The organism is Acinetobacter sp. ANC 4910 (assembly GCF_004331035.1).
Classification (GTDB): domain Bacteria; phylum Pseudomonadota; class Gammaproteobacteria; order Pseudomonadales; family Moraxellaceae; genus Acinetobacter.
The window spans coordinates 14518-37418 of record NZ_SJNT01000006.1; the positions used below are offsets into that span (position 1 = coordinate 14518).

Below are 22901 nucleotides of genomic sequence, written 5' to 3' on the forward strand. Positions count from 1 at the left end.
CCGTCAGTTACACATTAAGGAAATTATGTACCACAGGGCCACAAAACAGACTATTAAAAAATGCCAGAATCCATGCTTTTAAAATTCGTTAACAATTTAATTTTAGCCCGCCAAATCGATGACTTATTTATGCTCATTTTTCAAACAAAATCGTTTTTTAAAGCATATATTTTTTATTTTTTGTTTAAAATTAGTGAATTAGATACATTTATCTGTCACTTTCAATTTTACAAGCAAGCCAAAAGTAAGTATCATATACCGCATAAAAATGACAACTACATCACACTAACCCAAATATGGCACTATGCAAATCTAATTGATAACATCTGTGTCATCCACAACAAAGCTTAAAGCGCAAAAAGCCCCGAATCACTTCGGGGCTTCTTCTTTTTTCTACAATTTACAACATTTAGACTGGCTAAAAGGCTTAGCGATGATGTTCCTGAACTGGAATCTCACCAAATTTACCTTGATTGAAGTCTTCAAAGGCCTGAATGATTTCCTGTTTGGTATTCATCACAAACGGACCATACCCCTGAATCGGTTCATTCAACGGTTTTCCTGTCAAAATTAAGAATTTCGCATCAGCAGTAAGCGCTTCCAACTGAATCTGTGGTTCAGCATCATGTGCAAATAACACAATCGAGTTGTCCAATACTTTTTGATGACCATTCAAGAGCATCTCACCTTGTAACACCACAACCAAGGTGTTGTGATCAACTGGCACAAATACATCTTGGCGGTGACCCGCTTTCAGCATGCCATCCCAGACATTCACTGGACTAAAGGTCGCAGCCGCACCTTGCTGCTCTGCATACGTACCCGCAATCACACGTAAATACCCAGCTTCATCTTCAAAGTGAATCACAGGAATCTCTTGAGCTTGAATGGCCTGATATTGCGGGGCTGTCATTTTATCGGCTGCGGGTAAATTCACCCACAACTGCGCCATTTCAAACAAACCGCCTTGCTCAGCAAATTCAGTCGAGTGAAATTCTTCATGCACCAAGCCTGAACCCGCAGTCATCCACTGCACATCACCAGTTTGAATGGTGCCACCACCACCACTAGAATCTTTATGCGTCACTGCACCTTGATAAGCAATGGTCACGGTTTCAAAGCCGCGATGCGGATGTGAACCTACACCATGCTGTTCTTTAGTAGGTGTAAATGGATACGGCGCGGCATAATCCAACAGCAAAAATGGGCTAATGGCTTGTCCTAAACGGTCATAAGAAAATAGATTTCTAACAGGGAAACCATCTCCTACCCAATGCATATTTTGGTTACGATACACGCCAGTAATTTTTTTCATTTCAAAACTCCTATCTCTAGGATTTAACATGCTGCCATGTTAAGCATTTTAAAGTGCGGCACCTAGTCTGTCTGTGCAATACACCTTCCTATTTTTACAACAATCACCCCAAGATATTGAATTGATATATTTTTATTTACGTGTTGAGTACAACAACAAAACTATCTCAAAAATAAGACAATCTTTCCCAAGATCATCCTTTAAGCTCAATCGAGTCTCTGATTAATATAACAACAACGCAACCATGCTCTCAGCATAACAATGTGCATGGCTGACTTCTCTGTCTGTCCACTAAAGGAATAAGAAAATGGGTAAACCTTATACTCGCTTAGATAAAAATAATGCTGCCGTGTTGCTGGTCGATCATCAAACTGGACTGTTGTCTTTGGTGCGCGACATCGACCCCGATAAATTCAAAAACAATGTCTTGGCATTAGCCGATGCCGCCAAATATTTTAATTTGCCTACCATTCTGACCACCAGTTTTGAAAATGGTCCAAACGGACCTCTGGTTCCAGAGTTAAAAGGAATGTTCCCCGATGCACCGTATATTGCCCGTCCCGGACAAATTAATGCATGGGACAATGAGGACTTTGTCAAAGCCATTAAAGCTACAGGTAAAAAGCAACTGATTATTGCTGGTGTTGTGACCGAGGTCTGTGTGGCATTTCCAGCCCTTTCCGCACTGGAAGAGGATTTTGAAGTGTTTGTCATTACCGATGCTTCAGGCACGTTTAATGCCTTGACCCGTGATGCCGCATGGGAGCGTATGTCACAAGCTGGTGCTCAACTCATGACTTGGTTTGGTATGGCGTGTGAACTACATCGTGACTGGCGAAATGATATTGAGGGATTGGGTACGCTCTTCTCTAACCATATTCCTGATTACCGCAACCTCATAAATAGCTATAATCAAAATACGGGACAAAAATAAGATAAAACCAAGCGGCATTACAGCATGATACAAATGCTGTAATGCGCTTTAAACTTCACATAACATGACCAACAGAGGTGGCAAATGCGTTCATTTGATGACTACTATTATTTTTATTTAGTGGTCAAGCATGGTGGATTCAGTGCAGCCAGCGAAGCCAGTCAAATGACCAAGTCTAAGCTCAGTCGACGGATTCTTGATTTAGAGCACCAATTTAACATCACCCTCATTCAACGTTCGACCCGACATTTTAAAGTGACCGCGTTGGGACAAGCGTTTTATGAAGAATGTTGTAAAGTGATAGCGCAAGTCGAATGTGCTGAAAGTGTCCTGCTTCAACAGAAAAATGAACCCCAAGGTTTGGTCAAAATCAGTTGTCCCTCCGTGATGTTGCAATACCAAGTCCGTCATATTCTCACCCAATTTCTGAAAGATTACCCACGGGTTGAGGTTGAACTCGAATTGACCAGCCGTCGGGTCGATGTCTTACATGATGATATTGATCTTGCGCTACGAACCAACTTTTCGGTCAATGAAGATGCCAACGTTGTCGTACGTGATGTGATGCAAACCACACATTGCTTGGTTGCCAGCCCCTCTCTATTACAAGGTCATCGCATTCAACTGATTACTGAACTTGGTGATTATCCAAGCGTTGTACTGGGGACACAAAAAACTCAGTATGCTTGGCATTTACATCATCGAGGTCGTAATGAAAGCATTGAAATACCCTTACAGCCACGCCTGAAATGTAATGACTTGGCGGGGGTTTATTTTGCTGCACTGGATGGTTTAGGCATTGCAGATCTACCTTATTTAACCGTTGAACACGATATCACTTCAGGAAAACTGATTCATATTTTACCGGAGTGGTGTTCCAACCTTGGTACGGTGCAATTGGTTTATGCTTCTCGTAAAGGACAACGTCTGGTTGTAGAGAAATTAATTCAGGTGCTCATGACAGGTTTGCGCGCATTGGCACAGGAGCAACCGGGCTATCTATCCCCAATGAATCATCCTGTGTCATTTAATAGACCTTAAAACAGCAATCCCAATTGGAATTGAATCATCTTTGAATTTAAAAAAAATCCAGAACCAAAGTTCTGGATTTTTTAAATTCAAACTGCTTTCGGTTTAAATTTTACCAATCAGGTCAATCGATGGTGCTAAAGTCGCATCACCTTCTTTCCATTTTGCAGGGCACACTTCACCCGGATGTGCATGCACATACTGGGCTGCTTTAACTTTACGCAACAACTCCTGCGCGTCACGCCCCACACCGCCCGCATTAATTTCAATCATTTGGATTTTCCCCTCAGGGTCAATCACAAATGTACCACGATCTGCCAAACCTTCTGCTTCAATCAGCACTTCAAAGTTTTTCGCCAAGATCCAAGTCGGATCACCAATCATAGAATATTGGATTTTCTTAATTTCTTCTGAACTGTCATGCCATGCTTTATGCGTGAAATGGGTATCAGTCGAAACTGAATAGATCTCCACCCCCATTTTTTGAAATTCAGCATAATGATCGGCTAAATCACCCAATTCGGTTGGACAGACAAAAGTAAAATCGGCAGGATAGAAAAACACAACCGACCATTTTCCATAAAAATTCTGTTCAGAGACTTGAACAAATTCACCATTTTTATAAGCTGTTGCGTTGAAGGGTTTGATTTCAGTATTGATTAAACTCATGTGCTTTTCCTCAGTATTGGTTACAGTATTTGCTTAACTTGAAACCAAGGATAAGGAATTTCATTTCATAGGTAAAACCGTAGTTTTTTATAATTTTAATCGGTTTTATAGATTTAAAATTTAGATGCTATTTTCCTTTTTAATGATTTTGTCCGATACAAATAAAAATGCTGGTGACCGCCGAAGCCATCACCAGCATTTTCAATCAACAGCAAAGATTATGCTGAAGGGTCAGTCACATCGATACACATGTACTTCATTTCTAAGTACTCATCGATGCCCCACTCTGAACCTTCACGGCCTAAGCCTGACTGTTTCACACCACCAAACGGAGCAACTTCATTCGAAATCGCGCCTGTGTTTACACCCACCATGCCATATTCTAACGCTTCGCCCACACGCCATTGACGTGCAGCACTTTGGGTAAAGATATAGCTGGCTAAGCCAAACTCAGTGTCATTTGCCAGTGCAATCGCTTCAGCTTCAGTTTCAAAGCGGAATAAAGGTGCCAATGGACCAAAAGTTTCTTCTTTCGCAACACGCATGTCTTGCGTTACATCACGCAGAACCGTTGGTTCAAAGAAGGTTTTACCCAAGGCATGTAATTGACCACCGATCAGTACTTTTGCACCTTTCGCTTGAGCATCATCGATATGCGACTGCACTTTAGCCACGGCTTTCGCATCAATCAATGGACCTTGCGTCGAGCCTTCGACACGACCATCACCCACTTTTAATTTCGCAACTTCAGCCACTAAGCGCTCGCAAAGGGCATCATAAATGCCCGCTTGCACATAGATACGGTTGGCACAAACACAAGTTTGACCGCTGTTACGGAATTTGCTCATCATCACGCCTTGAACGGCTTGATCAAGATTCGCATCATCAAATACGATCACAGGCGCATTACCACCCAACTCTAAAGAGAGTTTTTTGATGGTTGGTGCACATTGCTGCATCAAAATACGACCCACTGGCGTCGAACCTGTGAAGCTCAATTTACGGACCACATCGCTGTTACACAATGTTTGACCCACTTCAACTGCATCACCGGTAATGTTCAACAGAAGGTCTTGTGGCAAGCCTGCTTGCAACGCCAACACTTCTAATGCATAAGCCGATAATGGAGTTTGTTCCGCTGGTTTCACCAACATTGAACAACCCGCTGCAAGTGCAGGTGCTGCTTTACGGGTAATCATCGCGGCTGGGAAGTTCCACGGCGTAATAGCCGCAGTCACACCAATCGCTTGCTTGATCACCACCAAACGCTGATGCGCTTGCGTTGGAGGAAGAATTGCACCATCAATACGACGCGCTTGTTCTGCAAACCAACGAATAAATGAAGCTGCATAGGCAATTTCACCGCGTGCTTCAAGCAAAGGTTTACCTTGTTCAGCCGTTAACAACTGTGCCAAGTTTTCCTTATGCTCAAGCATCAATTCATACCATGCCCACAAGATATCGGCACGATGTAAAGCGGTTTGCTTTTTCCAAAGTGCTTGTGCTTGTTCTGAACGCTGAATGGCTGCTTCGACGCCCGCTTGATCATAGGTTTTTACCCATGCAAGGCTTTCGCCAGTCGCTGCATCTTGAACTTCAATAAAGCCACTTGAAGCAGGTGCTTCAAGGGCAATATCAGGATGTGCTAATAAATATTGCAATCCTTGTTGAATCATGCTGATTGCTCCGCAGTTTGCGCCTCAACAGTTGCTGGCAATGCTAAAGAATCAAAACCTTGTTTTAAAATGTCTAAAGCTTGACGGAATTGTTCTGTTGGAATGGTCAGTGGGTATAGGAAACGAAGTACGTTGCCATTTTTACCACAAGTTAACAGCAACAAACCTTTCTGCATTGCAAAAGTTTGTACAGCTTTTGCGATATCCGCATTTTCAACTTCAACAGCAACCATAGAACCTAATGCACGAATATCGTTCACAATCGTCGTTTCAGCTTGAATTTGCTTCAACACAGTCACTAATTCTGCGCCTAAAACATTGGCACGTTCGCAAAGCTGTTCTTCTTCAATCGCATCAATTACTGCGTGTGCTGCTGCAACTGCAATTGGGTTACCCGCGTAAGTACCACCTAAACCACCTGGGTTTGGCGCATCCATTACGTCGATACGACCCACTACACCTGAAATTGGGAAACCGCCACCAAGGCTTTTCGCCATAGTGATCAAGTCAGCTTTAGTTTCGTAATGATCCATTGCGAACAATTTACCTGTACGCGCAAAACCAGTTTGAACTTCATCAGCAATCAACAAAATACCGTGTTGGTCGCAAATTGTACGTAAACGCTTTAAGAATTCCGCAGGAACAACGTTAAAACCGCCTTCACCTTGTACTGGCTCAAGCACAATGGCTGCTACATCATGTGCAGATACGTCTTCGCTGAAAATGTTTTCAACGCTTTCAATGGCCGCATCAACAGAAATACCTTTAGATGCTACTGGGTAACGCGCATGGAATACGCCACCAGGCATTACACCAAAATCGCGTTTGTACGGTGCAGTTTTACCTGTCATTGCCATCGTCATGAATGAACGACCGTGGAAACCGTTACCAAACGTAATAATACCGTGACGGCCTGTGTAAGAACGTGCAATTTTTACCGCATTTTCAACTGCTTCAGCACCTGTCGTGAAGAATGCAGTTTTAGCTTGACCTGCAATTGGTGCGCGCTCATTGATACGCTCAGCCAAAGTTACATAGCTTTCGTATGGTGTTACTTGGTAAGCCGTATGGGTGAATTTGGTTAACTGTTCAGTCACAGCCGCAATCACTTTTGGATGACGGTGACCTGTATTCAATACCGCAATACCACCAGCAAAGTCGATGTATTCATTGCCATCTTTATCCCAAATTGTGGCATTTTCTGCTTTTTCTGCATACCACTGACACATCACGCCTACGCCGCGTGGGGTTGCTTGCTGTTTACGCGCATTGAGTGCAGAATGATTAGCATCCATTATTTTTTCCTCATTTTTTCATCGTCAATTACAGCTTTGGTCTATGCATCCGTTCGCCTAATTTCAGGATGCTTTACAATGACTGCCTATGACTGTAATTTCGCGTTTCTTGGCTCAACTGACCAGAGCCACTTTTTAACTGTAGGAGAGAGCCAATTGCGCAGTTTGTTAGGTGATCATTTATTACAACGTCTCCAGCAGGATACGGAAGGTAAGCTGCATCAGCGTTTATTCCGTTGCTTGAGAGGTGCGATTACCGAAGGCGTCATTCAGCCTAAAACGCGTTTACCTGCCTCTCGTGATTTGGCCAGTGAAGTCAAGGTATCACGCAATACCGTGCTGTCTGCCTACGAGCAACTGCAAGCCGAAGGTTATTTAGAAGCACGTACAGGTCATGGTACTTGGGTTGCAGAACACTTACCCGAAGTGTTTTTAAACACCATTCATGGCAAAAAAGTTGAAGGGATTGCCAAAGCCAAAAAAAATGCGTCTTTATCACAACGTGGCACACAAGTGATGGGACATGCCGCAGCATCTCCACATCAATGGGGAGCTTTTGTACCTGGTGCGCCTGATGTGACTGAATTTCCGCACCATATTTTTAGTCGGATTCAAGCACGTTTAAACCGTGAACCCAATATTGAACAATTAATTTACAGCAATGCGGGGGGCTGTTTAGAGCTACGTAGTGCACTGGCCGATTATTTACGTGTCGCTCGCTCAGTTCAATGCGATACCGACCAAATTATTATTACCGAAGGCATCCATCAAGCGATTGATCTGGTTTCACGTGCCCTGTGTGATATTGGCGATCAAGTTTGGATTGAAGATCCTGCCTATTGGGGCATGCGTAATACTTTGCGTATTAATGGTCTCGACATTCTTCCTATGCCTGTAGATGCTGACGGGATTATTCCAGAACAGAATCCGAAAAAACCACCCAAGCTGATTTTTGTGACACCGTCACATCAATACCCATTAGGCTCGCATCTGAGTTTAGAACGACGCAAGCAGCTTTTGAGTATTGCCAAACAAAATAATAGCTGGATTGTGGAAGATGACTACGACAGTGAATTCCGCTTTTCGGGACAACCTTATCCATCACTGCAAGGTTTAGAGTCAGATGCTCCCGTCATTTACATGGGAACGTTCAGTAAAACCATTTATCCTGCGCTACGTATTGGCTACTTGGTGGTGCCCCGTTCGCTGTTTTCACCGTTACGAATCTTGGCCGCAGAATTGTATCGTGGTGGACATTTACTCGAACAAAAAGCCTTAGCAGTGTTTATTCGTGAAGGACATTATGAAGCGCATATTCGACGTATGCGTCTTCTGTATGGTAAGCGTCGTGCTTATCTGGTCGATTTAATCCATCGCTACTTGGGTCCCGAATTTGTCCACGAATACAGTCATGATTCAGGGCTACATTTGGTCATGAGACTGCCTGAACAATGCGATGATGTTGCCATTGCCTCCACAGCCTTAGAACGCGGCATTAAAGTTCGCCCATTGTCGCAATACTATATGCACTCACATGCACGCGCGCAGCGTGGACTGCTAATGGGCTTTGCGTGTGTGAATGAGCGCGATATGGTGATGTCATTTGGTGTGCTATTACAATGTCTGCGTGAAGCCGGCGTACCCACCGTGAATTAATGATTTTATGTGAAAAAAAGAGTCTCCTATTGGAGACTCTTTTTTTTCAATTCAGACTAACGCAAATTAAACCAGTTTTTCTGTATTGCTATGTGCTAAATGGGATGCTCTACGCTCTTTGCCCCAACCTAGTTTTTCCGACAATACGCCAAAGAACACAATCGTACCAAACAATACTGTGGTGTAGATCACCTCTTTAAAATAGGTGCCTTCAATTAACATGGTCAGAATTGCCCCAATAATGGCAATGATCACACCATAAGTCACATAAGGGAACATCCACATTTTAAAGTCGATTTGAACCCCTTCTGCTTCAAGTTTTTTACGCATGCGGAGTTGCGAATAAGCAATTGCCAAATACACGTATAGCGTCGCTGCACCTGTAGTGAGCATGAATACATCATAAACATCCATACTCTTGCTTGCCGTTAAAATCACCGCAATGACAGAGAAGAAACAAGAGACAATCACGCCTACCGCTGGACTGCCATGACGGTTCAATGTCCCAAAACTCTTCGGTGCATCCCCACGTTTGCCTAAAGAGAACAACATACGTGAACAGGTATATAGTGCAGAGTTAAAGCAGCTACAAACCGAAGTGAGCACAACAAAGTTGACAATATGACGTGCGCCAGGAATGCCTAATGCGGTCAAGGTTACACTATACGTACCCCAAGTCGAATCTTTCAAAAGTTCATTGTTGTGCGGAATTAAACACACTGCCACAAACATTGAACCCACATAGAACAAAATAATACGCCAAACGACTGAGTTAGAAGCCTTACGAATTTCTTTAGAAGGATTCGCTGATTCTGCTGCGGCTACGGTCACAATCTCAGCCCCAATATAGGCAAACATCACCCCCAGTAAGGCGGTAATGACCGAGGATGCCCCATTTGGCATAAAGCCTTGTGATGTCAAATTACTGATACCCGATGCAGCAGGATTGCCCCACGGCCATAAGTGCATAATCGCTAAACTACCCAGCACAAGGAAAATGACAATCGCGATGACTTTGATGAGGGCAAACCAGAATTCGAATTCACCGTAATTCTTCACATTTTGTAAATTGACCGCGACCAAAGCACCCATCACGACCACCATATAGGCCCAGATTGGGATAAATGGAAACCAATTATGTAAAATTTTACCTGCAACATAAGCTTCCCAGCCCATGAGCATGGCGAGCGTACACCAATATAACCAACCAATCGAAAAACCCGCCCAACGCCCAATGGCACGGTCAGCATAAGTTGAAAAAGAACCACTGTCTGGGTTTAAAACGGCCATTTCACCAAGCATACGCATGATGAACCAAACCAATAAACCACCTAAAGCATAAGTGAGAAAAACGACAGGTCCAGTGTTATAAATAATACTGCCTGAACCGACAAATAAAGAACCACCAATGACACCCGCAATAGAAATCATGGTCAAATGGCGAGATTTAAGCCCGTTATGTAAGCCTTGAGAGCCGTTGGCTCCTGACGTTTGATGTCCAGCCATACAATTTTCCTTAACATGATAGAAATATAGCTGTCCCAAAGTCGGTTTACTCTAGGTCATCAATATTCCTAATTTTTTGGTGAATCTGCCCAATCGCCTAAAAAGAAAGGATTGAGTGGGCAAATCCGACGTTTCCGTATGCATACTTCTATATAGGCTTAATTTGTCGTTTTGGCACTCAAGAAACGAGAGCCATTTTTCTTATGAAGGAAAGAGCCAATTGTTGTTCTTGTGCACCATTTTTGTGCGTTTATGTTATTATTCAATATTAATAACTGCTAAATACAGCTCATATTCAATATAAAAATAGATATATATCAAATTGTTATAATCAATAAACCATTAAAATACATGCTTGCTAGAGTACTCAATATTCTAAAATGCGTCGGTTATTTATTATCTATAACTTTAGTATGGCTTGACATTATGTAGTCAGACTAAATAAAAAACCTTCCTAGCCAGGCCAAGAAGGTTTTAAGTGTTTAGAAGCAACTGGATTGACGTATTTGCCTTCATTAACACGGTTAACCATACAATTTCAAAATAAAATCAAAAACTTAAAAAAAATAAATACAATCTTTATTGTAAAATATGTATTTACAATAAATTTAAGCGTAGATCAGCCTATAAATACAATTTAATTGGTCCAATTGGACTACCATCACTCAACGCCCCGAAAATACTAGGCTTGGTTCCAACTTCAAGACAGGGCGTACGCTTAACGCAGCAGCAACTACGCTAACCAACACAACCGTCACAGCGCCCAGTAAAGGTGTGAACCACATCATCCGGAATGGATATCCAGCCATGATTGCCAACTGCCCGATAATGGCACAGAGCCCCAGCCCCAAACCAGTCCCAAGCAGTCCGCATAGACCAGCCTGAGCGAATACCATCGTCAAAAGAAGTCTGGGTGTGGCACCCATTGCACTGAGTACAGCATAATTACGCAGGTTTTCGTTGGTGAACATGTAGAGCATGACTCCTGTTACACCAAAGCCGACTGACATGGCTAAAGTAAGCATTGCTGCAATGTCACCCACATCTTCGGAGTTAACCAGAAACCAATGAACAGTATCGGATTTAAACTCTGCAGACGTACGCGCACGCAAACCCGTTGCCGACTCAATGCGAATCGCCAAGTCTTCAGGACTCACCTGCGGTGCAGCAGTTACAAGCACGAATGTAAGTTGACGTCGTTCCGGTGGTAAAATTCGAGTCGCGTTCGAAAAAGTCGTATATAGCAATGGACGCGGTGGGAATCGGGGAAGCCCTTGCGATTGACCAAGAATCCGCACGCTGTGATCATTGACGAGTAATTCATCACCTTTTGCCAGTTCACGGGTTGGTGCATCAAAATCCAATTTGCCATGTGGCGATTGATCTGAAATTTGAAATGAGGTCTCCAGCTTACCGCTAGTTCCCCCCGCATCAATCACCCCAGCATCTGGTACTCTCAGCAAGCTGGGCATCACATCATTCTGGATGGATGGCATGCCGACCAAGGTTGCATCATCAACACCAATCACCTGAAAGGGCTGGTAATGCCCGTCTGGAAAACGGACATCTGCTGTGGCAAACATGAGCGGTACCGCTGACTGTACCCCAGCAACACTGCGGACTCGTGCCAATGCTTGCAGGGACATATTGGTCGTTTGCTCGACTGAGTTTACTGCAGGATCCATCACCCATACATCTACGGTGCCGTTCTCGGTAATGGGCGCGTAACCGCGCGTCATGATTCCAGCAAAATACGATGCAGCAAATGTCACCAAAAATGACGTAAATGTAATGCCAAAGATTAAGCCCAAATATTTGGCGCGATCACCCAACAGCATTTTTAAGGCTATGCGTAACATTGTGGTGCTCCTTCATGCATACAGGCTGACAGGATAATCACGGTATCTTCACAGAAGATGGCGTTGACGTAGATTGAGGAAACTGACCCTTCGAAGATTTGCTTACTTCCGTCTCAATGAACACATCAACTTGCTGCCCAACGTAAATCGGCAAAGCGGTGTGATCAAAACTATAAATAACCTGCAAGGCACGAGTATCGACCCGCTCGGCGCTATCGCCCGTCAGTGAGGTTTTTGGCAACACATACGGATCAACTCGCTCAAATTTCAGTGCAGTTTGTAATTTCGGATTCCCACGCACAAATGCCACGGCACGCGCACCCGGTTGAACCCGCCATGCATCGTTCTCATCGATATCAGCACGTACGAATAGCCGAGCATCGTTCCCGAGCAACATCGAAGAATCGCTGGGAGCACCATCCTGTACGAATGCACCAATACGCATTTTGTTTTGTAATATTCGACCACGGACTAAGGCGCGTACAGTATGCCTTTCAATATCCATCTGAATTTGCTTGACCTGTGCTTGGGCTGATACTAGCTCTGCCTCGGCAAGTTTGACTGCAAAACGCCGATTGTTTAACTCCTCGACGCTAATCGCGCGTTTATCCGATAAGCTGTTAGCGAGTTCGAATTGGCTCTTGGCTTGCGCGAGATGCGCGGCTATTTCTGTGACTTTTGCCGCTGCGGGTATGAGTTGTGCCCGCTGTTCACGATCATCGATTTTGAACAGCTTGTCACCAACATCCACTTGGCTGCCTTCATTTACGTAGAGCTCGACCACAATACCGGATACGGGTGAACCGACAATAATATTTCCAGTGCTTGCCTCCACAATACCTGCTCCAGCGACATAGGTCGCGAAAGGTGATTTTGGCGACAGTACGGCTGGTTGGTCTATAGCGGGTTGCCTGTTACCAATCAGTACCATCGTGACGGCCAGTAACAACCCTATCAGTGCGAGTATTGGGAGCAGATATTTACGCATCATTGCACTTGTGCCTCCTTAGCGCCAACAGTCACTTCGGCAATCTTCCCGTCATCCATGTGCGCGATGCGGTCGGCGAATTCATAAATCCGAGTGTCATGTGTTACGACCACCAACGCACGGTCTGGTGCTTGCGCGACATTTCGCAGAATCTCCATCATGGCATGTCCAGTGGCATGATCCAGATTACTTGTCGGTTCATCGCAAATGATGATTTTAGGATTGTGCACAAGCGCACGTGCGATTGCCACACGCTGCTGTTGCCCACCACTGAGTTGGCTAGGGAGTGCATCTGCGCGTTCCGAAAGCCCGACCTGATCCAGAGCAGCCCGAGCACATTGAATGGCAAACTTGCGTTCTTCGCCGCTGATTAAGAGTGGCACAGCAACGTTTTCAGCGGCAGTCAATGTCGGGAGCAAGTTAAAAGCCTGAAAAACAAAACCAATAGTCGTTCCACGAAAACGCGCTCGCTCGGCTGTATTCATGTTTTCCAAGTCTTTGCCAAGTACCGTACATTGGCCTGCATCGCGTTTCAAAATACCGCCGATAATTGAAATCAGGGTTGTTTTGCCACAGCCTGAAGGACCAGCCAAGATAAGCAACTCACCTTGATAAACATCAAGATTGATGCCACGTAATGCGGTCACCTTTGCATCACCGACACCATAGTCCTTCGTGACACCAGAACACTTGACGGCAATATCTTGACTCGGCTTCATTATTCTTTTATCCCTCTGTCTTGTCGCAGAAAGTAAGGTTTGATCTGACCAATCCTTGCGTCGCCCAGACCAACAACTTCGTTGAAATGCTTAGCATCGCGTGTGCGGAAAACGGCGTACTCGGCCAGCTACGCTCTTATGGCTTTCATCTCGATGTCCGCTGCGTTATAGATCAATATCATGGCGGATCAAGCAATTCTCTTTTGATTGAATTTTATTCTAATAGATAACATATACTATGGAATCACCGCAGATCAATGGAATTTTTAGCGGTCTAGAATTTAATTACTAGGCGGGACTTCTACAATAAAATCAATCATGCGCTGTCTCTGACAAAGTGGGCATTCATGCCATACTTAATGCTATCGAAGTGATGGCGGTATGAGGATGCTTGCAGGCAGGAATAATGCTGATTATGAATTCTTAGACATAGGGTTGCTGTTCGTAAGTACCTGATTAATTATCCATTCTATCTAACTCAAAGGTGGCTACAAAATCGGTGGCTATTCAGTTTTCCATAGTGAGGGCCTAAATGCTTAAGGTCTTGAGCAAAAGTCTGCGTATCTTTGCTCTACTGAAAGCCACATTTTTAAAAAAATTTATCTCAAAATGATGATCAATTTATTTATGAAATAAATTCAAATTTATATACAAGTCAACTGAACGTAAATGTCATTCAATTTCACAACAATTGTAAAAATTTAATATAGGCATATCACAACAAAATAAATGCTATATGCATGTTGAACTTAATATTTTCTATAGTAAAAAAATAGCCTCTCTTATTTACAAAATAAAAGAGGCTACTTCTCTGTTTAAGTAATTGAGTTTAAATAAATTTAAAACAAATAAATTTGAAACAACCTAACAAATTACTTAAATATATGATTTAAAATGGTAAATCATCATCCAAATCTGCTGGTGTTGGCGCAGAAGGTGCGGCTTTAGGTGTATTGCTATAGCCCCCTTGGGTATTGCCACCTGCTGGATTATTATTAAAACCACCAGTGTTGCCATAACCTTGGTTGTTATTGTTGTTATAACCTGTGTTATTGCCATAACCACTGTTTTGGTTATTATTGAAACGTGGTTGGTTAAACCCTGCGTTATCACTCGGTACACCTTCACCTTGCTGACGGTTTGAATCGAGCATTTGCATTTGTTCACCACGAATCTCTGTGGTGTAGCGTTCTTGGCCATTTTGATCTGTCCATTGACGCGTACGCAATGAACCTTCAATATAAACCTTCGAACCTTTACGTAAATATTGCTGAGCAATTTCACCTAAACGATTGTGCAACACAATACGGTGCCATTCAGTTTGTTCTTTACGTTCACCTGTGCTTTTGTCAGTCCAAGAATCGCTGGTTGCGATTGAAAACTGAGTCAGCGAACCCCCATTCGGAAAAGTTTTCGTCTCTGGATCTCGGCCTAATGTGCCCACTAAAATAACTTTATTTACACCGCGCATCTGATGTTTACTTCCTATCTATTTCTATTATTTACTTTATAAGAGTTATGCTTAAATGGCTACCTCTTTCCCCAACAAGTGCGTTAAATGTTGTCGCGCAGCTTCATCAATTCGTTGCTTGTCCACTTTCACATAGGCCACTTGCTGGTCTGACATCACCACGACTTCTTCAATACCACGGATCGCTAAAAGTTGCGAAGTCCACTCATCTGTTTGTTTATTCTCGGGTAAGCGCAACACCAACGATGAAAGATAACGTGGTTGAGCCAATCCAAAACTGATGAATAGCCAAATTATAGCAATTGCCGTGAGGATACTCCAACCCAATGCGGTGTTATTCAGCATCAATAGTTGACCTCCCAACGTACCGCCAAAAAATGCCCCTAAAAACTGACTGCTGGCATTTACGCCCATCGCGGTGGCTTTGGACTGAATCGGTGCAACTTTAGACAGCCACGATGGCAATAACGCTTCCATGACATTAAAGGCAATGAAAAATAAACCCAACCCGATCAATAAGATATATTTGGACTCATAGCCAAAAATCAACGTGATTAAACCTAAAATGATGCCTGCAATTGCAGTGAGGAAAATACTGCGCATTTTGCGATATTTTTCCGCCACAATAATACTAGGAAAGGCAAAAAACAGGCTAATGACCAATAACGGGAGATAAATTAGACCATGCTTGGCTAATGGAATTTTTGCAAATTCAATTAATTGAGATGGCACATAGATAAACATTGCCGTGAGCAATAAATGCAAAGCAAATACGGACACATGTAACCGATTCAGATCTGACATTTTCAAGACTTGTTTCAGTTGAGCCAGATAACCTTGCTGGAAGTTTTTATGATGTCGGGTCACTTTCGGTACCAGCAACAACATGGCAATGGCCGCCAAGCCCATAATGGTTGTCACCCAAAACAGCCCTGAAATTCCTACCAAACTGGTGAGCCATGGTCCCAAACTAAATGCCACCACAAAAGACAAACCAATACTCATTCCCATGGCAGCCATGGCTTTGGTGCGCTGTTCTTCACGGGTGACATCTGCCAGTAAGGCCATAACCACCGCAGAAACCGCACCCGCACCTGCAATGGCACGACCAATAATCACGCCATAAATGCTGTCTGACATCGCCGCGACTGCACCACCAATTGCAAACAACAACAAGCCCAGCACCACCAAAGGTTTACGGCTAAAACGATCGGCAATCAAGCTAAAAGGAATTTGTAAAATGGCTTGGCTTAATCCATAGACGCCTACTGCTAAACCAATCAACGCAGGTGTCGCATGTTGATACGACTGACCAGCCACGGAAAAGACTGGGATAATCATGAACAGACCCAACATGCGCAATGCAAAAATACTGCTTAAAGCAAAGGTCGAGCGGCGTTCTAAGGAATTCATCATATCAATAGACTTAAATGCGTTGAATTTGGAGGTTATGCTACAGCATTCAGATACGAATGCGTGGCGATTCTGGAATTATCTCAAGAAAAAAGGGCGCAATTCAATGCACCCTGAATTCTACTGTGTAGACATTTCGTTCACATGAAGAACTGAGCCTTACTAGCCTTGACGCTTGCTATATTGAATGGAGGCAATAACTGCCCAAACAATAAAGGCTACACCAATTAAACCCGTCACCACTTCTGGAACATGCACGCCTGTACCACTGGCCAACATAATGAAGGCTAAAGCACCAATCGCATAATGTGCACCATGTTCAAGGAAAATGTAGGCATCGAGTGTGCCTTTTTCGACCAGATAAATGGTCATTGAACGGACAAACATTGCACCAATCGCCAGACCCAGCATAATGATGACCACATCCGAAGTAATCGCAAATGCACCAATCACGCCATCAAAACTGAATGAGGCATCTAATACTTCCAGATAAATAAAGCCCCCTAAACCAGCTTTAATCACGCCTGTAGATGCACCACTGGCATCATGTGCCACGGCATTGCCATCTTCATCAATTTCAGGTTCGCCACCCAACAAATGACTGAGCACTTGCACACCGATATACACCACGATGCCCCAAATACCCGCCATCGTCACCAACAAACGTTCAGCATCGGCAACATTGGCTGCCATAATCAATAACGCAATCAGTGAAATAAAGACGGACATTGCAGGGACGTTGGCTAAATTGGCTAAACGACGCTCTAACCATCTGAACCAATGGGTGTCTTTACCTTCATCAAAGAAGAAATTCAAGAACACCAGCAATAAGAACGCACCACCAAAGGCAGCAATTTCAGCATGATGGGCCATCAATTTTTCTGAATATTGCTGTGGCTCATTCAATGCCATGTTCACCACGTCCAGCATACCCATATCGGCAGTTACTGCCACAATCACAATAGGGAACACCAGACGCATACCAAATACAGCAATCACAATACCGACCGTCAAGAAGATCATTTTCCAAAAATGATCCCATCCGCGGAGTACTGAAGCATTCACGACCGCATTATCAAACGACAAAGAAACTTCCATCACCGCCAAAATAGCGGTAATGGTCAACGCAGTAAACATGGTCTTCAAGCCTGCTTCAGGACCATGCGTAAAGCCCCAATAAGCAGAAATTGCAAGACACACAATCGTAAATAAGATAGAGAAACCAAAATGTTTCATCATAACGAAGTGACCTTTGGATAATAAGAGTGCCATAGCATGACTACAGCATAAAAATTCATGCGCGATATTATGACGCTTTTACACGCCAAACCAAAATTGTTCTGCGATTTTTTCTGCCACGAGCCAAGCACAGCAAAAATGGGTCGTCTATTGGGCATGCTTGAGTTAGTCTAGTCACCATAATTTGTAAAGATAGACCAGGAAACCCGCATGCTTTTTTCTGAACAATTGTGGCAGCGTAATCTCGACCTCTACCAAGAAACTTTAGCACAGCCCTTCAATCAAGAGCTTGCCCGAGGCACACTCAGCCGTGAAGCCTTTTCTCATTATGTCATTCAAGATGCACATTATTTATTGGCTTATGGCCGCGCATTAGCGGTATGTGCAGCAAAAGCGTATGAAGCCGATGACGTCATGCAATTTTCGGAAGCCGCCAAAATTGCGATTGTGGTTGAACGTAGTCTACATGACAGCTTTATGCAAGAATTCAATGTCTCTAAACACCAGTTTGAAACCACGCCACTGACCTTGGCTTGTCATCATTACACGTCATTTTTAAGTGCGACTGCATGGGCGGAAAGTTATCCTGTGGTACTGGCTGCCTTGCTCCCTTGCTTCTGGATTTATGCCGAAGTCGGTCAAGACATTGTGCAGCAATCTGTACCGAATAATCCCTACCAAGCTTGGATCGATACTTATGCCGGTGAAGAATTCCATACCGCCGTGCACAATGTCATTGCCACCGTAAATAAAGTCGCTGCACGTTGCGATGCTGACACTTTAGAAAAAATGCATGCGGCGTATCGCATGGGAGCAACACTGGAATGGTTATTCTGGGATAGTGCTTATCATCAAAAACAATGGTTGGGTTTAGACCACCTATAATTGAAGCATATATGAAACTGATCATGGGTCTTTGGCGCGTGATCATCTTTAAAGTGATTGAGAAAAATATGTATATTGGAGAATTGGCTGCTTTAACAGGCACCACCCCGAAAGCCATTCGGCATTATGAAAAACTCGGTTTATTACCCGTTGCGAAGAGAAAAGGAAATTATCGTATTTATGCAGCGATTGATGTCCAATCAGTTAAGATGATTCGTCTTGCCCAAGCAGTCGGATTTAGTCTTTCCGAACTTTATGACCTTTCTGTTTTAAAATATCAACAGAACCGATTTCCTGTAGAAGTAGCGAAGGCGTTAATCGCCAATAAGCATCAGCAAATTTTAGAACACCAACACGCCTTAAACCGTTTACAAGAAAACTTAAAGCAACTGGAAGATGAAATTACTCAAACCTATATGACCGACACCAGCGCTGTATAACCCAGTCAATCAACATGCCTGTAAATTAAAGCTTGACTCTGTCCTTAGGGGAAAGGTTTATGGTCATAACTCCTTTTATTACGGATTTATAAAATGAGTTCTCATCTTTCTACATTTAAAAATTCAACAGCATTAATTACAGGCGCATCTTCAGGAATCGGCAAAGCCTATGCACAAAAGCTTGCGTCTTTAGGCATCCACTTAATTTTAACCGCGCGCTCTGAGCAAAAACTGAATGAGTTAGCCAATGAGCTTGAAAAAAAATATAACATTCAGGTTGAAGTCATTGGTTTAGATTTGGCTCAACCACATGCAGCGCAAAAGCTGTTTGATGAGGTGCAAGCACGAAAATTATCGGTCGAGATTTTAATTAACAACGCTGGATTTGGAAAATGGAGTCAATTTCTGGATCAATCTGCCGCGACCTACAATGAAATGATCATGCTCAACATGAATAGTGTAACGTCTTTATGCTATTTATTTTTGCCACAAATGCTGGCGAGTAAAAAAGGCATCATGATCAATATCGCATCGACAGCGGCTTTCCAGCCTTTGCCTTATATTGCGGTCTATGGAGCAAGCAAATCTTACGTGCTTAATTTTACTGAAGCACTTGCAGGAGAATATGCATCTTCAGGGGTTAAATTCTTGGCGGTTTGTCCTGGCAATACCGAAACCAACTTTACACAAGTGGCAAATGCCGATACTCGCGGCATGAAAAGCTCTTCAGTTGATGACGTCGTTTCAGCCACATTAGTAGCCATCGATCAAAACAAAACATCTGTGATTGTCGGGTGTAGCAACTATCTCACCGCTCAATTGCCCCGTATTTTGTCTCGCAAGAAAATGCTTCGTATGGCTGAACGTATTCTCAAAGACCGCGTTCTGAAAGCATCATAAATACATACCAATTGAAAAGATTAAGAACCTTTGCTTAATCTTTTCAATGCTGAAATATTTGCCACGCATAAATTAAGCCTGCCGCAGCCACGACCCAACTGAGTGTCGCTACGCCCAAACATGACCACATCGACATGCGCGTCGCCAACACATAAACGGCTGCTAAATAAATGGCATAAGGAATCAGAGACCATAGGCCAAATAACGCTGTTTTTTGTAAGGCTTCTGCCCCTTTTTGTTGGTACACAATCACATGTGCAATCAGTGCAAAAGTGGGAAACAGCGGAACCAAGCCCGCAATATAAAAAGCCTTACTTTTGGATAAAATGGAAATCAGCAGCACGACTGCTGCACCCAACATACATTTTAAAAATAATGCCCACATACTTCGCTTCTACCCAATACTTTCACCATCTAGCCAAGCCACGTATTCTGCGCTTCTAAAGGCCGATTTGCATGTGAATTTGGTGGAAATATCTAGAATAAAATTTGGATTTCAAGCCAATTCCGCCTCATCTATCTGCTTCCAGATATACGGGGCGTATGCTCTATTGGTGTAAAATTTTGCACAATACTAGAATAACTTTCTACAAATTTTAGAAAAAGACATCAATGTTTATGCGTGCCAACATCAGGATCTTCCAAGACAACATGCCTTCGAGTCCGTTGAGTCTATTTTTGAGCGTCAACTAGGCTTGGCTTGCTAATTCAACCGCAGCAGAGGTGTTCTCTATAGGTTGGGAACACCTCAATGCAATTGAACATTTAAAGTAAATTGACCGCCAACAACGCCAATAGCGCAGGCACTGCCTGAATATAAATAATTTTTTTACTGGCGGTCATCCCTCCATAAATCCCTGCCACCAATACACAGCCCAAAAAGAAATTGGCCAAAGCTAAGGCATAGCTTTCAGGTGCACACAATGACCAGAATAAACCTGCCGCCAAAAAGCCATTATACAAGCCCTGATTTTGTGCCATAACCTTGGTCAATTGGGCTTTTTCAGGAGTGTTACCAAAGGCTTTCAAGCCGTAGGGTTTATCCCATAAAAACATTTCTAGCACTAAAATATACACATGCAAAACTGCAATGAGTCCCACTAAAATTTGTCCCAACATTTTTATTTTCCTTGTTGTTTTATCTGCGATGGCAAAAGTGAGCCTTTCAGCCCACTTCAATCTTCAAAATTAAGGTTTAAATAACACTTTACCTTGGCGTGCTGCTTGGGTTGATTTTTCCGTGGCTTGCGACACCTGATCAAAGGTATAAATTCCTTCGACAGGTAAGGTCAGTTTCTGCTGTGCCGCGAGGGTTAATAATTCCATCACCAAGGCTTTTTTACGTTCCGCAGGCATGTGCTGATTCACCACACTCGCCCAAAATCCTTTGATTGTGGCTTGTTTAAAGATTAAATCGCCTGACTCGATCTGCATGGTTTCACCCGTCATGCTACCGAAGGAAACTAATAAGGAATTTTCACCCAATAAGTTCAACAACTCACCGCTGGCTTTACCTCCAATCGAGTCGACCCCAACCATCAATGGCTGATCCCCCTGAATGGCTTTGACTTGGGCTTTCCAATCGGCTTGATCAGTTGCCACCACATTTTGAATGCCTAAAGCAGTCATTTCGGTAACCGCTTCTTGACGACGGACTAAGTTAATCACATGAATGCCACGTGCTTGTGCCACCATCGCCACGGTTTTACCCACTGCACCATTGGCAGTGTTTTGAATCATCCACTGACCTGACTCTAAGTTGGCAAAATCCAATAACATTAAAGAACTGAGAGGCATGGCAATCAGTTGTGCGGCCAATTCATCTGGAATCGCATCAGGTAAAGGAATCAGTGCTGCTGCGGGTGCCAGACAATATTCTGCCCAACTGCCATGAATACCTGCAACAGAAACACGCTGTCCCAATTCAAAACCTGTGACACCTTCACCCAATGCATCAATTACTCCAACCGCTTCACTCCCCCCAATGACAGGTAATTCAGGCTTATAGCCATAACTGCCACGGACTGTCCACACATCATGGTTATGAATCGGGGATAAAATCACTTTTAAACGGACTTGCCCTGCTTTCGGTTCAGGTTGCAGCATATCTGCTTGTTCTAATACATCAACTGGTTCGCCAAAACGACGATGAATGATACTACGCATGGGTTAATCCTTGATGGGTTGTAAGAGGTTGTGTGTGGTTTCGAGTGCCAGATGCAAAGGAGCTTTGTCTTGTGCCAATTTGGCCAGCAAGGCTGCACCTAACCACAATTGATACATCACTTGCGCCATTTTTACAGGCTGAATATGTGTGGGGATAGAACCTTCCTGCTGCCCTTCTATAAGCAAAGCCGCAACCCGTTCAGTTAATTTATTTACCCCGAAATTCAGGATTTGACGCATATCTTCAGACAAGTCAGATACTTCGGCTGCTAATTTCACAATCAGACAGTTTTCCGCCCAACCACCCCGAATCGGGTCTTCAATCCACGCCTGCCATAACGCCATCAATCGCGCATAAGCACTGCCGTCCGTCAGTTGCCACAACTGCTCCACCTGATCTTTATAATCGCTGATGTACTGCTCTAATAAGGCACAGCCAAAGGCTTCTTTTGAGGCAAAATAATGGTAGAACGAACCTTTCGGCACGTCACAGGCTTTTAAGATTTCTTGCAGCCCCACCCCGACAAAACCTTTCTGTAACACCAGTGGAAAACTGGTGTCGAGAATATGCTGGCGGGTGGCTTCACTTTTACTTGATCGTTTCATGAGCTGACTATATTTTAATATTAGACCAGTCGTCTAGTAAATTTATGTAACTTGGACGGTTAAATTTCTACAGTAGTAGCCACTACGGCAAATGAATGTTAATAATAGCGACTTAAAATACGCGAGATTGTTCAG

Annotated in this window: 21 protein-coding genes; 6 read left to right on the forward strand and 15 right to left on the reverse strand. The window is 43.5% G+C overall.

The annotated features are described in order from the left end of the window. Positions 1-427 precede the first annotated feature (427 nt). Complete coding sequence (locus E0H82_RS08050; RefSeq protein WP_131264156.1) at positions 428-1315, reverse strand: pirin family protein; 888 nt, start codon at positions 1313-1315, stop codon at positions 428-430. Positions 1316-1622: 307 nt separating this feature from the next. Here E0H82_RS08050 and ycaC point away from each other — a divergent pair, with 307 nt between their 5' ends. Together ycaC and E0H82_RS08060 are read left to right on the forward strand one after the other, a co-directional pair. Beyond that, a complete protein-coding gene (ycaC, locus tag E0H82_RS08055) occupies positions 1623-2249 on the forward strand; it encodes an isochorismate family cysteine hydrolase YcaC (protein WP_131264157.1) in 627 nt (208 codons plus the stop codon). Positions 2250-2333: 84 nt separating this feature from the next. Next, positions 2334-3290 carry a LysR substrate-binding domain-containing protein gene (locus E0H82_RS08060; protein ID WP_131264158.1) on the forward strand — a complete coding sequence of 319 codons (957 nt, stop codon included), beginning with the start codon at positions 2334-2336 and terminating at the stop codon, positions 3288-3290. A 93-nt stretch (positions 3291-3383) separates the two neighbouring features. Here the strand turns inward: E0H82_RS08060 and ahpC are convergent, their stop codons facing one another. The 3 genes from ahpC to gabT form a co-directional block, all read right to left on the reverse strand. Next, positions 3384-3947, reverse strand: a complete 564-nt coding sequence (gene ahpC / locus E0H82_RS08065) for an alkyl hydroperoxide reductase subunit C (protein WP_131264159.1) — start codon at positions 3945-3947, stop codon at positions 3384-3386. A gap of 218 nt (positions 3948-4165) precedes the next feature. Further along, entirely contained in the window at positions 4166-5623 is a 1458-nt protein-coding gene (locus E0H82_RS08070) for an NAD-dependent succinate-semialdehyde dehydrogenase (protein ID WP_131264160.1), read from the reverse strand. Then, positions 5620-6918 (reverse strand): 4-aminobutyrate--2-oxoglutarate transaminase, encoded by a 1299-nt coding sequence (gene gabT / locus E0H82_RS08075; RefSeq protein WP_131264161.1) that lies wholly within the window; start codon positions 6916-6918, stop codon positions 5620-5622. Before gabT ends, E0H82_RS08070 begins: the two co-directional genes overlap by 4 nt. A gap of 156 nt (positions 6919-7074) precedes the next feature. Here gabT and E0H82_RS08080 point away from each other — a divergent pair, with 156 nt between their 5' ends. Further along, positions 7075-8574: a PLP-dependent aminotransferase family protein gene (locus E0H82_RS08080; protein WP_213073960.1), complete on the forward strand. Its 1500-nt coding sequence runs from the start codon at positions 7075-7077 to the stop codon at positions 8572-8574. 66 nt (positions 8575-8640) lie between these two features. On the opposite strand, the gene E0H82_RS08085 is transcribed toward E0H82_RS08080, so the two are convergent. The 7 genes from E0H82_RS08085 to E0H82_RS08115 all read right to left on the reverse strand — a co-directional run bounded on the left by E0H82_RS08085 (position 8641) and on the right by E0H82_RS08115 (position 17769). Continuing rightward, positions 8641-10080, reverse strand: coding sequence for an amino acid permease (locus E0H82_RS08085; RefSeq protein WP_131264163.1), 1440 nt, complete (start codon positions 10078-10080; stop codon positions 8641-8643). Positions 10081-10745: 665 nt separating this feature from the next. Next, entirely contained in the window at positions 10746-11939 is a 1194-nt protein-coding gene (locus tag E0H82_RS08090; protein WP_131264164.1) for an ABC transporter permease, read from the reverse strand. A 37-nt stretch (positions 11940-11976) separates the two neighbouring features. Continuing rightward, positions 11977-12930 (reverse strand): efflux RND transporter periplasmic adaptor subunit, encoded by a 954-nt coding sequence (locus tag E0H82_RS08095; RefSeq protein WP_131264165.1) that lies wholly within the window; start codon positions 12928-12930, stop codon positions 11977-11979. Beyond that, on the reverse strand, positions 12927-13646 hold the full coding sequence (locus E0H82_RS08100; RefSeq protein WP_131264166.1) for an ABC transporter ATP-binding protein: 720 nt from the start codon (positions 13644-13646) through the stop codon (positions 12927-12929). The genes E0H82_RS08095 and E0H82_RS08100 overlap by 4 nt, the downstream gene beginning before the upstream one ends. 889 nt (positions 13647-14535) lie before the next feature. Beyond that, positions 14536-15117, reverse strand: coding sequence for a single-stranded DNA-binding protein (gene ssb, locus E0H82_RS08105; RefSeq protein WP_116759084.1), 582 nt, complete (start codon positions 15115-15117; stop codon positions 14536-14538). 51 nt (positions 15118-15168) lie between these two features. Beyond that, a complete protein-coding gene (locus E0H82_RS08110) occupies positions 15169-16533 on the reverse strand; it encodes an MFS transporter (protein WP_131264167.1) in 1365 nt (454 codons plus the stop codon). A 159-nt stretch (positions 16534-16692) separates the two neighbouring features. Beyond that, a complete protein-coding gene (locus E0H82_RS08115; RefSeq protein ID WP_131264168.1) occupies positions 16693-17769 on the reverse strand; it encodes a DUF475 domain-containing protein in 1077 nt (358 codons plus the stop codon). A 210-nt stretch (positions 17770-17979) separates the two neighbouring features. Between E0H82_RS08115 and tenA the strand changes: the two genes are divergently transcribed. The 3 genes from tenA to E0H82_RS08130 all read left to right on the forward strand — a co-directional run bounded on the left by tenA (position 17980) and on the right by E0H82_RS08130 (position 19994). Beyond that, positions 17980-18654, forward strand: a complete 675-nt coding sequence (gene tenA / locus E0H82_RS08120; RefSeq protein WP_131264169.1) for a thiaminase II — start codon at positions 17980-17982, stop codon at positions 18652-18654. A 68-nt stretch (positions 18655-18722) separates the two neighbouring features. Beyond that, positions 18723-19094: a MerR family transcriptional regulator gene (locus E0H82_RS08125; RefSeq protein WP_131264322.1), complete on the forward strand. Its 372-nt coding sequence runs from the start codon at positions 18723-18725 to the stop codon at positions 19092-19094. Between the two features lie 93 nt (positions 19095-19187). After that, a complete protein-coding gene (locus E0H82_RS08130; RefSeq protein WP_131264170.1) occupies positions 19188-19994 on the forward strand; it encodes an SDR family NAD(P)-dependent oxidoreductase in 807 nt (268 codons plus the stop codon). Between the two features lie 43 nt (positions 19995-20037). Here E0H82_RS08130 and E0H82_RS08135 read toward each other — a convergent pair whose 3' ends face one another. The 4 genes from E0H82_RS08135 to E0H82_RS08150 form a co-directional block, all read right to left on the reverse strand. Beyond that, entirely contained in the window at positions 20038-20379 is a 342-nt protein-coding gene (locus E0H82_RS08135; RefSeq protein WP_016168795.1) for a GlpM family protein, read from the reverse strand. Between the two features lie 380 nt (positions 20380-20759). After that, complete coding sequence (locus tag E0H82_RS08140; protein ID WP_131264171.1) at positions 20760-21113, reverse strand: DUF1304 domain-containing protein; 354 nt, start codon at positions 21111-21113, stop codon at positions 20760-20762. A 69-nt stretch (positions 21114-21182) separates the two neighbouring features. Further along, positions 21183-22160, reverse strand: a complete 978-nt coding sequence (locus E0H82_RS08145; RefSeq protein WP_131264172.1) for a zinc-binding dehydrogenase — start codon at positions 22158-22160, stop codon at positions 21183-21185. Between the two features lie 3 nt (positions 22161-22163). Next, positions 22164-22766, reverse strand: coding sequence for a TetR/AcrR family transcriptional regulator (locus E0H82_RS08150; protein ID WP_131264173.1), 603 nt, complete (start codon positions 22764-22766; stop codon positions 22164-22166). Positions 22767-22901 lie beyond the last annotated feature (135 nt).